Origin of the sequence: Sphingomonas sp. LaA6.9 (genome assembly GCF_022601895.1) — a bacterium.
GTDB lineage: Bacteria > Pseudomonadota > Alphaproteobacteria > Sphingomonadales > Sphingomonadaceae > Sphingobium_A.
In genome coordinates, this window is the sequence record NZ_JAKVIO010000004.1 from 126,637 (window position 1) to 139,541 (window position 12,905).

The 12,905-nt window shown below is 65.0% G+C and carries 13 protein-coding genes; 4 read left to right on the top strand and 9 right to left on the bottom strand.

What is annotated here, in order from left to right:
* Positions 1 to 15: 15 nt before the first annotated feature.
* A complete protein-coding gene (locus tag MKI88_RS03785; protein WP_241629621.1) occupies positions 16 to 870 on the top strand; it encodes an SDR family NAD(P)-dependent oxidoreductase in 855 nt (284 codons plus the stop codon).
* On the opposite strand, the gene MKI88_RS03790 is transcribed toward MKI88_RS03785, so the two are convergent.
* The 3 genes from MKI88_RS03790 to MKI88_RS03800 form a co-directional block, all read right to left on the bottom strand.
* Positions 780 to 1,697 carry a DMT family transporter gene (locus tag MKI88_RS03790; protein WP_241629622.1) on the bottom strand — a complete coding sequence of 306 codons (918 nt, stop codon included), beginning with the start codon at positions 1,695 to 1,697 and terminating at the stop codon, positions 780 to 782. The two genes, MKI88_RS03785 and MKI88_RS03790, sit on opposite strands and share 91 nt — an antisense overlap.
* Positions 1,694 to 2,695 (bottom strand): low specificity L-threonine aldolase, encoded by a 1,002-nt coding sequence (locus MKI88_RS03795; RefSeq protein ID WP_241629657.1) that lies wholly within the window; start codon positions 2,693 to 2,695, stop codon positions 1,694 to 1,696. Before MKI88_RS03795 ends, MKI88_RS03790 begins: the two co-directional genes overlap by 4 nt.
* A gap of 63 nt (positions 2,696 to 2,758) precedes the next feature.
* Complete coding sequence (locus MKI88_RS03800; protein ID WP_241629623.1) at positions 2,759 to 2,911, bottom strand: hypothetical protein; 153 nt, start codon at positions 2,909 to 2,911, stop codon at positions 2,759 to 2,761.
* Positions 2,912 to 3,372: 461 nt separating this feature from the next.
* Between MKI88_RS03800 and MKI88_RS03805 the strand changes: the two genes are divergently transcribed.
* Positions 3,373 to 3,780 (top strand): PilZ domain-containing protein, encoded by a 408-nt coding sequence (locus tag MKI88_RS03805; protein ID WP_241629624.1) that lies wholly within the window; start codon positions 3,373 to 3,375, stop codon positions 3,778 to 3,780.
* On the opposite strand, the gene mmsB is transcribed toward MKI88_RS03805, so the two are convergent.
* The 5 genes from mmsB to MKI88_RS03830 form a co-directional block, all read right to left on the bottom strand.
* Positions 3,777 to 4,661, bottom strand: coding sequence for a 3-hydroxyisobutyrate dehydrogenase (gene mmsB / locus MKI88_RS03810; RefSeq protein ID WP_241629625.1), 885 nt, complete (start codon positions 4,659 to 4,661; stop codon positions 3,777 to 3,779). The two genes, MKI88_RS03805 and mmsB, sit on opposite strands and share 4 nt — an antisense overlap.
* Before the next feature lie 26 nt (positions 4,662 to 4,687).
* Positions 4,688 to 5,464 carry an enoyl-CoA hydratase gene (locus tag MKI88_RS03815; protein WP_241629626.1) on the bottom strand — a complete coding sequence of 259 codons (777 nt, stop codon included), beginning with the start codon at positions 5,462 to 5,464 and terminating at the stop codon, positions 4,688 to 4,690.
* Between the two features lie 116 nt (positions 5,465 to 5,580).
* Entirely contained in the window at positions 5,581 to 6,624 is a 1,044-nt protein-coding gene (locus MKI88_RS03820) for an enoyl-CoA hydratase/isomerase family protein (protein ID WP_241629627.1), read from the bottom strand.
* Between the two features lie 57 nt (positions 6,625 to 6,681).
* Positions 6,682 to 7,827 carry an acyl-CoA dehydrogenase family protein gene (locus MKI88_RS03825; protein ID WP_241629628.1) on the bottom strand — a complete coding sequence of 382 codons (1,146 nt, stop codon included), beginning with the start codon at positions 7,825 to 7,827 and terminating at the stop codon, positions 6,682 to 6,684.
* Positions 7,828 to 7,967: 140 nt separating this feature from the next.
* Positions 7,968 to 9,464: a CoA-acylating methylmalonate-semialdehyde dehydrogenase gene (locus MKI88_RS03830; protein WP_241629629.1), complete on the bottom strand. Its 1,497-nt coding sequence runs from the start codon at positions 9,462 to 9,464 to the stop codon at positions 7,968 to 7,970.
* A gap of 122 nt (positions 9,465 to 9,586) precedes the next feature.
* Here MKI88_RS03830 and MKI88_RS03835 point away from each other — a divergent pair, with 122 nt between their 5' ends.
* Entirely contained in the window at positions 9,587 to 10,462 is an 876-nt protein-coding gene (locus MKI88_RS03835; protein ID WP_241629630.1) for a LysR family transcriptional regulator, read from the top strand.
* Here the strand turns inward: MKI88_RS03835 and MKI88_RS03840 are convergent, their stop codons facing one another.
* Positions 10,463 to 11,092: a DUF1579 family protein gene (locus tag MKI88_RS03840; RefSeq protein ID WP_241629631.1), complete on the bottom strand. Its 630-nt coding sequence runs from the start codon at positions 11,090 to 11,092 to the stop codon at positions 10,463 to 10,465.
* Between the two features lie 209 nt (positions 11,093 to 11,301).
* On the opposite strand from MKI88_RS03840, the gene MKI88_RS03845 reads away from it, so the two are divergent.
* Positions 11,302 to 12,684: an MATE family efflux transporter gene (locus MKI88_RS03845; protein WP_241629658.1), complete on the top strand. Its 1,383-nt coding sequence runs from the start codon at positions 11,302 to 11,304 to the stop codon at positions 12,682 to 12,684.
* The last annotated feature ends 221 nt before the right edge of the window (positions 12,685 to 12,905 follow it).

Below are 12,905 nucleotides of genomic sequence, written 5' to 3' on the forward strand. Positions count from 1 at the left end.
GGCCTAGATAGCGCGATGTCTTCGCTCTTCATTTTCGGCATGGGCTATACCGCGACGCGGATCGCGCGGGCGTTCCGCGCGCGCGGCTGGGCTGTCAGCGGCACGCGGCGGACAGCTGACGCGGAAACGATCGCCTTTGACGATGAAGAGGGCGTGCACGCGGCGCTGCGCCGGGCGACGCACATCCTGTCGAGCGTCCCGCCCGAAGGCGACGCGGACCCCGTGCTCGAGAATTATGGCGAGAGCATCGCCGGGAGCCCGGCGCAGTGGATCGGCTATCTGTCCTCGACCGGGGTCTATGGCGATACGGGCGGCGCCTGGGTCGATGAAAGCGCGCCCGTCGGACATGGCCGCCGCAGCGCGCGCGCCGCCGCCGATGCGGCCTGGCTCACGCTCAGCCGTGATGTGCGCGTCTTCCGTCTGCCGGGAATCTACGGGCCTGGGCGCTCCGCGCTCGAGCGCGTGGCCGAGGGCAAGGCGCACCGCATCGATCTGGCAGGCCAGGTCTTCAGCCGTATCCATGTCGACGACATTGTATCGGGGGTCATAGCCGCGCTCGAAGGCCCTGCGGGGGCCTATAACCTAGCCGATGATCTGCCCGCGCCGCAGAATGCGGTGATCGAGCATGCCTGCGCCCTGCTCGGGCTTCCCTGCCCGCCATTATTGCCGGTCGGGCAGGCCGGACTTTCCCCGGCGGCGCGCGCCTTTTACGCCGAGAACCGGCGCGTCGCGAACGGCAAGGCCAGGCGGCTGCTCGGCTGGTCGCCGCGCTATCCCGACTATCGCGCGGGGTTGCGCGCCCTCAAGGCAATGACGAGCCCCACAAGCGCGAGCACGCAGCCCGCTGCGGCGAGCAGCGACCAGCGATAGCCCTCGAACAGCGTCGACAGCAGCATCGCGATCACGGGGATGAGCACGCTCGAATAGGCCGCCTTGGCAGGTCCGATCACGCGGATGACGCCGAAATAGAGCGGAAACGCGACCGCCGAGGCCATCACGCCGAGATAGAGCAGTCCCACGAAATATCCCAGGCGCGGCTCGACCACGGGCGGCCCCGCAGTTGCCCAGGCATAGCCCGCATTGACGAGGCCGCCGATCAGCATCGCCCAGGCAAGCATCGTGCTCATGGGGTAAAGTGCAGAGCGCCTTGTCGCCTGCATCACGTTGGCAACCGAGGCACAGAGCACGGCGAGCAGGGTGATGCCAATGCCGACCAGCGTGCCCGCCCCAGCCGCATCATCGCGCCGCGCCTCGTGAACGAAGAGGAGCGCAACGCCGGCGATCGCGACCGCCGAACCGGCAAGGAAGCGCCCCGAAAGCTTTTGCCGCAGGAATATCCTGCCGAATATCGCATTGGGCACGACAAGCAGCGCGAACACCACCGCCACTAGCCCCGAGGTGATGTAGAGTTCGGCGCGGTAGACGAAGTTGAAGTTGAACACGAATTGCGAGAACGCCAGCCCAAGCGCGAAGACGATGCCGGGTGCGTCGAGCCTCAGACTTTCACGTCGAACGAGCGCGTGGCCGAGCATGGTGAGACCGGCGATCAGGAAGCGATAGCTGACCGACCAGCTCGGCGGCACGATGCCCAGCTGGTCGCGGATGACCAGCCAGGTCGATCCCCAGATCAGCGTGACGATGCAAAAGGGGATGAGGACGCGCGCCGGCGTCGCCTGTCCGGATGGTTCGTCGCTCATAACGCCGCGATGGCATCGGCCAGCGGCCGGATCGCCTCGACATCCTGATTCCAGCTCGTCACCAGCCGCACCTCGCCCGGCGCCCAGTCATAGAAGTCGAAGCCGAGCGCGCGCAGCGACGCCGCCTGCCCGGCATCGACGCGCAGGAAGACCTCATTGGCTTCGACGGGATGGACAAGGCGGTTCCCGGCAGCCTCGGCAAGGAGCCTGGCGCCCGCATTGGCGGCGCGTGCATTGGCGAGCCAGACATCGTCATCGAGCATCGCGAGAATCTGCGCCGCCAGATAACGCCCTTTGGACAGCAGGTGCCCCGCGCGCTTGCGGCGATAGAGCGAGGCTTCGGCGAGATCGGGCTTGAAGAAGATGAGCGCTTCCGCTCCCATCCCGCCATTCTTGGTAAAGCCGAAACTGAGAATATCGACACCGGCGCGCCAGGTGACATCGGCGGGGCTGCAGCCGAGATGCGCGACCGCATTGGCGAAGCGCGCGCCGTCCATATGGAAGCCCAGATCGCGGTCGCGACAGATCGCGCCCAGCGCCGCCACCTGTTCGGGCGTGTAGACCTCGCCATATTCGGTGGCGTTGGTGATCGACACCGCATGCGGCTGGACCCAGTGGACGCCGCGGTTCACCGCATCGAGCGCTGCGGTCACCTGCCCGGGCGACAGCTTCGCGCCTTCGCCCTCGACCAGCATGAGCTTTGCGCCATGCGTGTAGAATTCTGGGGCACCGCATTCGTCGTTCTGGATATGCGCCTGACGGTGGCAGACGACCCCGCCGTGCGGCGGGCAGAGCGCAGCAAGCGCCAGCGAATTGGCTGCCGTCCCGGTCGCCACCCATAATGCGCGAACCTCGGTCTCGAAGAGATCCGAGAAGCGCGCATCGAGCGACCGGCTCCACGCGTCGCCGTCATAGGCGGTGTCGAGCTGGTTGGCGGCGACGAGCGCGTCGAGGACGCTCTGACAGGCGGGGGCGGCGTTGTCCGAAAAGAAGCGCATTTCAGTGCAATGCGCATGCCGCATGCATCCGTCAACGGCCAAGCCGCTCCCGCCTGTCAGTGCTCAGCGCCTGTGGATCAGCGTCCTGGCGCGCCCTTCGACGGGGCGCGGCTTGTCGCGCCCCCAGAAGCCATCGCCCCATAGCGCACGCGCAGCGCTTTGCAGCGACAATGGATAATCGTCCAGCGCGTGCCGGACCGTCGAGCGTGTTTCCATGATGATGCTCCTGCCGCGATCGCGCGGCCCAGAGTTGCAGAAATGTATACCGGTGCCGCGCTCAGGCGGCGCGGCTACACATCATGCAAAGCCGCAGTGCGGATCGTGTCGGGTGATTGTTGTTCGTCATCGCCATCGTGTCCTTCCTTTCGGGTCCACGGGGCTGGCCTTCACGCCGAGCAGCCATCGTGCGCTTTAGCTTTGGTGACGCGGGGCAAGCTGACCATCAAAATCCGCGGATCCGGAAAAAAGCGGTTCGGCCGGATCACCGAGGCTCTTTTATCTACACATTTGATAGATATTATCCAGCAACAGAAATTTGCGCATGGCCAAGCCGCGCTTAACCGCCCGCCCGCCACGCCGTTAAGGTGAATAAACTACGAATTTCGAGGCTTATCGCTTGAATACCGTGTTTGGGGTATTATTCCTGCTCGAACACGATTGTGAAATGGAGGTCTCCCATGGATCATTCGCCCGACGCGGATCGGCAAGACGATCCGGCGGCAGCGAAGGGTCAGGTTCGAGAGGCGCGTACGGGTCGTCTTTTCGTCGGTCAGCTGGCGCTGGAGGACGGACGCGTCATCAAGGTCCGCATCCGCAATCTCTCCGAAGGTGGCTTCGGAGGGCGCAGTGACATGCCACTGCAGCCCGGGCAGCGCGGCCATATGCTGCTCGCAGGCGTGGGGCTGGTGACGGGCCAGGTGGTGTGGACCAACGAGCATCTCTTTGGACTGCAGTTCGATGCCAAGATCGACCCGGCGCTGGTACGCCTGTCACCCGCGACCACGGCGCCCGCGGCGGAATATGTCGTGCCGCCGCAATTTCGCCCGACCACCGATCACAAGCGGCCGGGCTTTCGCGTCCGCTAGATCTTGCCGCCCAGCATCTTGATAATGCCCGAGAAATCGAGCCCGCCCTGCCCCGCATCGGCGAATTGCTGGTAGAGTTCGGCGGCCTTTGCGCCCATCGGCACATCGGCGGCGACGCCGCTGGCGGCTTCCATCGCAAGGCGCAAATCCTTGAGCATCAGCGCGGTCGCAAAGCCGCCCTGATAGTCGCGATCGGCCGGCGTCACCGGACCGACGCCCGGGACGGGGCAGTAGCTCGTCATCGACCAGCACTGTCCCGATGCCTTTGACGCGATATCGAAAAAGGTCTGCGGGTCGAGCCCCAGCTTCTGCGCGAGCAGGAAGGTCTCGCAGGTCGCGACCATCGACGCGCCCAGCAGCATGTTGTTGCAGATCTTGGCAGCCTGCCCCGCCCCGCTGGCGCCCGCGTGGATCACCGCCTTGCCCATCGCGGACAGGATCGGCTCGGCACGCTCAAAGGCCGCGTGCGATCCGCCGACCATGAAGGTCAGCGTGCCCTCATTGGCCGCGGCAATGCCGCCCGAGACGGGTGCATCGACGGTGACAAAACCCTTGGCTGCAGCGGCTTCAGCAACGCGCTTTGCGGTCGCGACATCGATCGTCGAACAGTCGAGCAGGAGCGTGCCCGGCTGGGCATTGCCGAAGAGCGAGTCGGCATAAACCTGCTCGACATGCTTGCCCGCGGGCAGCATCGTCACGACCGCTTCGGCACCGTCAGCAGCCGCCGCCGCGCTTGCCACGGTCAGGCAGCCCGCCTGCTTCGCACGCTCGACCGCGTCCTCGGACAGATCGAAGGCGTGGACGTCATGCCCCGTTTTCGCAAGATTTGCGGCCATGCCGCCGCCCATATTGCCGAGCCCGATGAAACCGATGCGTGCCATGTCCAGATCCTATCCCGAATAACGCCTTACTTGCCCGTCCATTTGCCGGGGCGCTTCTCGACGAACGCCGCCATGCCTTCGGTCTGGTCTTCGCTGCCGAAGATCCCGTGGAACAGCCGGCGCTCGAACTGGATGCCCATCTGGAGCGTGGTTTCGTAGGCGGCGTTGACCATTTCCTTGTTGGCCTTGACTGCAAGCGGCGCCATTCCGGCGATCGTCGTCGCGGTCTTGACCGCGTCCTCGACGAGTTCGGCGACGGGCACGATCCGCGCGACCAGTCCCGAGCGCTCCGCCTCCCCGGCGTCCATCATGCGGCCCGTCAGGCACATCTCCATCGCCTTGGCCTTGCCCACCGCGCGCGGCAGGCGCTGCGATCCGCCCATGCCCGGCGTGACCGCGAGCTTGATCTCCGGCTGGCCGAATTTCGCATTGTCCGCGGCAAGGATGAAGTCGCACATCATCGCAAGCTCGCATCCACCACCCAGCGCATAGCCCGCAACCGCCGCGATCACGGGCTTGCGCGTCGCGGTCACGCGATCATAGCCCGCGAAGAAATTGCTGCCGTACATGTCGGCAAAGCCCTGACCCGACATTTCCTTGATGTCGGCGCCCGCGGCAAAGGCCTTCTCGCTCCCGGTGAGCACCGCGCAGCCCTGTGCATCGTCGCTGTCGAAAGCTTCGAGCGCGGCGATCAGTTCTGCAAGCACCTGCGAGTTCAGCGCATTCATGGCCTGCGGACGATTGAGCGTGATGAGCGTGACGGGTCCGCGCGTTTCGACAATCAGCGTTTCATATTGAGCCATTCCAAGTCCCTTTTCATTCGTCATTCCAGCGAAAGCTGGAATCGATGAACACGGCCTTGTCGGGAAAATTCCGTGTTCATGGATCCCGGATCAAGTCCGGGATGACGGGTGTTCATTCAGGCCGGTGTCCACGCCTCATCCTCGGAGAGCGGGGCAAAGATCGTGTCGAGCATATGATCGGTGACTCCCTCGGGGGTCTCCGGATTCCACTTCGGCGCATTGTCCTTGTCGACAATCACCGCGCGGACGCCCTCGAGGAAATCGTGGCGCTGCACGACATGCGCACCCACCGCATATTCCTGCCGCATCTCGTCGGCGAAGTTCTGCATCAGCGCGCCTTCGCGCAGCAGGCGCAGCGACACCTTCATCGTCTGGGGCGATTTGGTCCGCAACGTCGCCAGTTCCTTCAGTGCCCAGTCGCCGCCATCGGCTTCGAGCGCGGCATAGATGTCCTCGAGCCGGTCGGCCGCGAACAGTCGGTCGATCGCGATGCGGCTTTCCTCGATCTTGGCAGGGGGCGGCGTCACTGAAAGCTGACCCAATATGCCCTCGACGCGCGAAGGGTCGGCCGCGATGCGCGCCTTGGCATCTTCGAGCGCCTCGGCGGACAGATAGTGTGTCGCGAGCCCGAGTGACAGGCACTCGGCGCCGTCGATGCGCGCGCCGGTGAGCGCCAGGAACTGACCGACGCGCCCGGGCAGGCGCGAAAGGTGCCAGCCACCGCCGACATCAGGAAACAGGCCTATCCCGGTTTCGGGCATGGCGAAGCGCGTATTCTCGGTTGCGACGCGATATTTGCACGGCAGTGCGATGCCGACGCCGCCGCCCATGGTGATGCCATCCATGAAGGCCACGGTCGGCTTGGCATAGGCGAAGAGCCGGTGGTTCATCCGATATTCGGTGTGGAAGAAGCGCCGCGCCTCGACGCCGTCCGTGGCGCCGCTTTCGGCGAGCATGCGGATGTCGCCGCCCGCGCAGAAGCCGCGCCCCTCGGCATGGTCGAACAGCAATATCTCGACCTCCTCATCCTCGCGCCACATCTCGAGCGCGTCGATGATGCCGCTGCACATTGCGGTGGTGAGCGCGTGGATCGCCTTGGGGCGGTTGAGGCTGACGCGCCCTGCGCGCCCTTCGCTACTGATGATGAGTTCGTCGGTCATGCTTCCCCGTTACCTAAAATCGCACGCCATGCCAGCAAGCGATGCGCGCAAAATGCGTCACTGCCGGGTCAGCTCGCGCCCGACGATCATGCGCATGACCTGATTGGTTCCTTCAAGGATCGAATGGACGCGCAGGTCGCGCCAGAAGCGTTCGATCGGATAGTCCTGCAGGAAACCATAGCCGCCGTGGAGCTGGAGCGCGTCGTTGACGACCTTCGAGCCGGTGTCGGTCGCCAGACGCTTGGCCATGGCCGCGAATTTGGTCTTGTCGGGATCGTTGGCGGTCACCTTGCACGCCGCCGCATAGAGCAGCGTGCGCGCGGCCTGAAGGTCGGTTTCCATATCGGCCAGCATGAACTGCGTATTCTGGAAATCGGCGATCGCCTTGCCGAACTGCTTGCGTTCCTTCGTATATTTCACCGCTTCGTCGAGGCAGCGCTGCGCGCCGCCGAGCGAACACGCGCCGATATTGAGCCGGCCGCCGTCGAGACCCATCATCGCGATGCGGAAGCCCTCGCCCTCGCCTCCCACGAGATTTTCGACGGGCACGCGGACGCCGTCGAAATTGACCTGCGCGGTGGGTTGCGAATGCCAGCCGAGCTTCTTTTCGTCAGCGCCAAAGCTGACGCCATCCATGTCCTTTTCGATGACGAGGCACGAAATGCCCCTCGGGCCGTCCTCGCCGGTACGGACCATCGTGACATAGATCTCGTTCTGGCCACCGCCCGAGATGAACGCCTTGGATCCGGTGACGACATAATGATCGCCGTCCCGCACCGCTCTGGTCTTGAGCGCCGCGGCGTCCGATCCCGAGCCGGGTTCGGTGAGGCAATAGGACGCTATGTGAACCATGGTCACGAGCTGCGGGAGGTATTTGTCTTTTACCCCTTGCCCGCCGAATCGGTCGATCATCCAGATCGCCATATTGTGGATCGAGATGAAGGCGCTGGTCGACGGACAGCCATAGGCCATCGCCTCCATGATCAGCGCCGCTTCGAGCCGGCCGAGCCCGATCCCGCCCATTTCCTCCGAAACATAGATCGCGCCGAAGCCAAGCTCGGCCGCCTGACGGATCGTGTCGCGCGGGAAGATGTGCTTTTCGTCCCATTCGGCCGCGTGAGGCGTGATGGCGTCGGCGGTGAACCTCTGCGCCATCTCCTGAATCGCGCGCTGGTCGTCGGTGAGGTCGAACTGGTTGGTCATGGCCGCTCCGTATCAGATCCTCCCCGGTACGGGGAGGTGCAGCCCAGAAGGCTGACGGAGGGGCGGACACCAGCGTCGGTGCGCGGCCCCTCCACCACGCTGCGCGTGGTCCCCCTCCCCGTTCCGGGGAGGAGTTTGACTCACCCCATCGTCGGAATGACGAAGGCGTTGCTGCCTTCGGCCGAACCATCGGGCCAGCGCTGGGTGATCGTCTTGGTCTTGGTCCAGAAGCGGACACCCTCCATGCCGTGCTGGTTGATGTCGCCAAAGGCCGAGCGCTTCCAGCCGCCGAAGCTGTGATAGGCGACAGGCACGGGGATCGGCACGTTGATGCCGACCATGCCGACATTGACGCGGTGCGCGAATTCGCGCGCGGCGTGGCCGTTGCGCGTGAAGATCGCGACGCCATTGCCATATTGGTGCTGGCTCGGCAGCGCGAGCGCCTCCTCGAAATTCGCGGCGCGCACGATCTGGAGGACCGGGCCGAAGATCTCCTCCTTGTAACTTTCCATCGTCGGCTTGACATAGTCGAACAGCGACGGGCCGATGAAGAAGCCTTCCTCATGGCCCTGCAGCTTGAAGCCGCGACCATCGACGACGAGTTCGGCGCCCTCGTCGACGCCCTTCTGGATCCAGCCCTCGACGCGCGCTTTGTGCGCGGCGTTGACGACGGGGCCGTAATGCGCCTCGGCATCGGTCGAGACGCCGACGCGCAGCTTGCGGATCGCGGGGATCAGCGCCTCGCGCAGTTCGTTGGCGGTCTTTTCGCCCACGGGCACGACAACCGGAAGCGCCATGCAGCGCTCGCCGGCCGAGCCGAAGGCCGCGCCCGAAAGGTCGTTCACCACCTGATCGAGATCGGCGTCGGGCATGACGATGCCGTGGTTCTTCGCGCCGCCCATCGCCTGGACGCGCTTACCCGCCTGCACGCCGCGGTTATAGACATAGTGCGCAATGTCCGACGAACCCACGAAGCTGACCGCCGAGATCGCGGGGTGATCGAGAATGGCGTCGACCATTTCCTTGTCGCCGTGCACGACCTGGAGGATGCCCTCGGGCAGCCCCGCCTCGAGGAACAGCTCGGCAAGCCGCACGGGCACCGACGGATCGCGCTCGGATGGCTTGAGGAGGAAGGCATTGCCGACCGCGATCGCGACCCCCGACATCCATAGCGGGATCATCGCGGGGAAGTTAAAGGGCGTGATACCCGCGCCGATGCCAAGCGGCTGGCGCATCGAATAGACATCGATACCGGGGCCGGCGCCCTGCGTGTATTCACCTTTCAGCGCATGCGGGATACCGCAGCAGAATTCGATGACCTCGAGCCCGCGCTGGATGTCGCCCTTCGAATCGGCGATCACCTTGCCATGCTCGGACGAGAGCAGGTGCGCGAGTTCGTCCATGTTCTTTTCGACAAGCGCCTTGAAGTTGAACATGACGCGCGCGCGGCGCTGCGGGTTGGTCGCGGCCCAGCCCGGCTGCGCCTTCTGCGCGGCGGCGACCGCGGCGTCGAGCACCGCTTGATCGCCCAGCGCGACGCGCGCCTGGATCTGGCCGCTATTGGGATCGAAGACGTCGCCGAAACGCGTCCCTTCGGACGCAAGCGAGCTGGCGAGCTTATGGGTGATCTGGCGCATGGGGGGCATCCTCTCGAGATTATGGGCAAGCGCGTTTCGTGCCCTCATCGGCCATTGTGAATTTGCACGCAAGGCGACATATTTGCAGTCTGTTCGTGCAATTTTGCAGCATAGGAATCGCCGTGTTCGACTGGGATGATCTGCGCGTTTTTCTGACGGTGGCGCGCGCGCGGCGCATCGCCCCGGCCGCGCGATCGCTGGGCGTCGACCCGACCACGATCGGCCGGCGCATGGCGCGGCTTTCGGAGCAGCTCGGCGCGCAATTGTTCGAAAGCGTGGGCGGCGAACGGCTCCTGACCGAGCGCGGCCAGGCGCTGTTTGCGCGCGCCGAGGCGATCGAGAGCACCGCGCTCGCCGCAATGGGCGAAGTGACGGGCGATTCGCGCAGCCTGTCGGGCCAGGTGCGCCTCAGCGTTGCCGAAGGCTTCGCTACCTGGGTGCTCGCCCCCGCGCTCCCCGAGTTCCACCGCACCCATCCCGACATCCAGCTCGACATCATCACCGCCTCGGGTTTTCTCAACCCATCCAAGCGCGAGGCCGACATCGCGGTGATGCTCGCGCGGCCGCGCAGCGGTCGGCTCGTCGCAACGAAACTGAGCGATTATCGGCTGAGGCTGTATGCGGCGCGCACCTATCTGGAAGCGCACGGCAAGCCCGTACGCGTCGAGCAATTGGGCCGCCACGCGCTGATCAGCTATGTTCCCGAATTCATCTATTCACCTGAGCTCGACTATCTGGGGGAAATTGGCGCGGGCCTCGAACCGAAGCTCAGGAGCACGAGCATCAATATCCAGCACCGGCTGATCGCGGGCGGCACCGGGATCGGCGTGCTCCCCGCATTCATCGGCGACCGCGACCCCCTGCTCGTGCCGATCATGGCCGACGAACGCGAGATCAGGCGCAGCTTCTGGCAGGTCACCCATGCCGACACGCGGGGGCTGGCGCGGATCGAGGCGGTGGCGGCATTGCTCAGAGCCTGCACCGCCGCGCTGCCCTGATCAGAACGCGGCGCGACGCGTAAAGGTCATGTAGATCAGCTTGTTGAACGCGCCTGTCTTCGCGTCCATGAGGTCGATCTGGAAGGTTCGGATATCGCCCTTGAATTGCTGGACGATCCGCATCCGCGTCGTCACCCCGTCGGGCTGCATCGTATCGGCTTCCCAGCGGAATGTGCGACTCTCGGGGTCGTAATAGCCGATATCATGGCGCACGAGATGCGTGTCGCTGTCGATCCACACGCCGGTGTAGCGATTGGTGAAGGCGTCCCAGCCCCACATGCCCGTGCCTTCATACGAACCGTCATCATAGCGGAACGCGTTGAGCATCGCGTTGCCCTTCGACGCGAGGCGGTTGGTCTGTACCCCCGTCTTGCGGATCGGCTGTTTCGCGACGTCGCCGACATAGAGCTCGACATCCGCATCCCAGACGCCCTCTTCGGCCTTCAACGGCTCCAGAACCTCGTCGGGGATATTGACCGGAAAGATCGACTGATATTTGCGCTGTCCCGCACTGAGCCTGGGTGGTGCCGGCGCCGTTGCGGCCAGAACCGTCGGGGCGGGTTCCGCCGCCCGGCCGGCGGACGCGCTTTCCAAAGCGATCAGCACCGCGACAGCAAATCTATGGCCCATGTCTCTCCTCTCCAACCGGTTACGCGCGGCATAGCGCGGCTTTGACGGCAGCGGCGACGAGAGCGACAAAATCCCGACTTGGTGCGACCGACGCGCCTGGCTTCGCCCCCATTCCCAAGCGCTGGCCGGACTGGCATAGCGACCGGCCCCGACGCGACGGGCGGATGGCAAAAGGACGAATTGTGAAGGGCGAGGAAGGGCATCGCGGGATGTGGCGGCACGAAGCGGGTGCGATGCTGCGCCTCGCGCTGCCGCTGGTGCTCGGCAACCTCGCCTGGTCGGCCATCCATGCCACCGACCTGATCCTGGTGGGCAGGCTCGGCGCCGATTCGCTCGCCGCAGCCGCGCTCGGCGTCAATCTCTACAATGCCTTCCTGATCTTCGGCATGGGGCTGGTCATGGCGGCATCGCCGATGATCGCGAGCGAGCGCGGGCGCAGGCTGCATTCGGTGCGCGACGTCCGCCGCACGGTGCGCCAGACGATGTGGGCGGCCGCCACGATCTGCGTTCCGATCTGGGCAGTGCTCTGGCAAGGCGAGGCGATCCTGCTCGCCATGGGTCAGGATCCCGCCCTGTCCGCCGACGCTGGCCGGTTCCTGCGCGCACTGCAATGGGCGCTCTTCCCCTTCCTGCTCCACCTGACACTCAGAAACTATATCTCGGCGCTCGAACGGCCGATCTGGGGCGTGGTCGTCGTGGTTTCGACCGTGGCGTTCAACCTGCTGGCGTGCTGGATCCTGATCTTCGGCAAGTTCGGAATGCCCGCGCTCGGACTGGTCGGCGCAGGGATCGGCAGCACGCTTTCGGGTTTCTTCATGTTCTTCGGCATGCTTTTCGTCGTCTACGGCGAGCGGCGTTTCCGTCGTTATCACCTGTTCGGACGCTTCTGGGTGCCCGACTGGACGCGCTACCGCGATGTCTGGAAGCTCGGCCTGCCGATCGCGATCACGCTCGCGCTCGAGGTCACGGTATTCAACGCCGCGGTGTTCCTGATGGGGCTGATCGACAAGCCGTCCTTGGCCGCGCACGCGATCGCCATCCAGATCGCGTCGCTTTCCTTCATGGTGCCGATGGGGCTGGCGCAGGCAGGCACGGTACGCGTCGGCATTGGCCACGGCCGGGGCGATCCCGCGATGATCGCGCGCGCAGGCTGGACCGCACTGGCCATGGGGGTGGGATTCATGTGCCTCACCGCGATCGCGCTGATCACGGTGCCGCGGTTGCTGATCGGCATATTCCTCGACCTGGGCGATCCCGCCAACGCACAGGTCGCAGCGCTCGCGGTGTCATTCCTGGCCGTCGCGGCGCTGTTCCAGATCGTCGACGGCGCACAAGTCGTGGGCGCGGGCGTGCTTCGCGGGCTTCATGACACCAGGGTGCCGATGCTGTTCGCCGCGGTCGGTTACTGGGTCATCGGAATCGGCGTGGGCGCGGTCCTGGCCTTTCCATTGGGCTTCCGGGGGGTCGGTATCTGGCTGGGGCTGGCGAGCGGGCTCGCCGCGGTGGCGGTACTCATGGTCGTGCGCTGGGCGCGTCGCGAACGGCTCGGGCTGGTGCCACACCGCATCCCCATGGGCGCCGCAATGCCATGATTGCGGCAATTTTTACGCCGACATGCACATTGCGGTCTGGACAGTTGCGTCGACGGAAAATATCGGGCGCGAAATGCGTATCAGAAAGTATCTTTGCGGCATTTTGGGGCATCTTCGATCGCGCGAACGTGCCTTTTCAGACAATCGCGGACGCTGGATCAGCGAATGCGTGCATTGCACGACGCAGCTCCAGCGCTGTCACGACCGCAAATGGCGCCCTT

Coding starts and splice junctions, on each gene's coding strand:
- MKI88_RS03785 (WP_241629621.1), top strand. CDS start 16: ATGTCTTCGCTCTTCATTTTCGGCATGGGCTATACCGCGACGCGGATC.
- MKI88_RS03790 (WP_241629622.1), bottom strand. CDS start 1,697: ATGAGCGACGAACCATCCGGACAGGCGACGCCGGCGCGCGTCCTCATC.
- MKI88_RS03795 (WP_241629657.1), bottom strand. CDS start 2,695: ATGCGCTTCTTTTCGGACAACGCCGCCCCCGCCTGTCAGAGCGTCCTC.
- MKI88_RS03800 (WP_241629623.1), bottom strand. CDS start 2,911: ATGGAAACACGCTCGACGGTCCGGCACGCGCTGGACGATTATCCATTG.
- MKI88_RS03805 (WP_241629624.1), top strand. CDS start 3,373: ATGGATCATTCGCCCGACGCGGATCGGCAAGACGATCCGGCGGCAGCG.
- mmsB (WP_241629625.1), bottom strand. CDS start 4,661: ATGGCACGCATCGGTTTCATCGGGCTCGGCAATATGGGCGGCGGCATG.
- MKI88_RS03815 (WP_241629626.1), bottom strand. CDS start 5,464: ATGGCTCAATATGAAACGCTGATTGTCGAAACGCGCGGACCCGTCACG.
- MKI88_RS03820 (WP_241629627.1), bottom strand. CDS start 6,624: ATGACCGACGAACTCATCATCAGTAGCGAAGGGCGCGCAGGGCGCGTC.
- MKI88_RS03825 (WP_241629628.1), bottom strand. CDS start 7,827: ATGACCAACCAGTTCGACCTCACCGACGACCAGCGCGCGATTCAGGAG.
- MKI88_RS03830 (WP_241629629.1), bottom strand. CDS start 9,464: ATGCGCCAGATCACCCATAAGCTCGCCAGCTCGCTTGCGTCCGAAGGG.
- MKI88_RS03840 (WP_241629631.1), bottom strand. CDS start 11,092: ATGGGCCATAGATTTGCTGTCGCGGTGCTGATCGCTTTGGAAAGCGCG.
- MKI88_RS03845 (WP_241629658.1), top strand. CDS start 11,302: ATGTGGCGGCACGAAGCGGGTGCGATGCTGCGCCTCGCGCTGCCGCTG.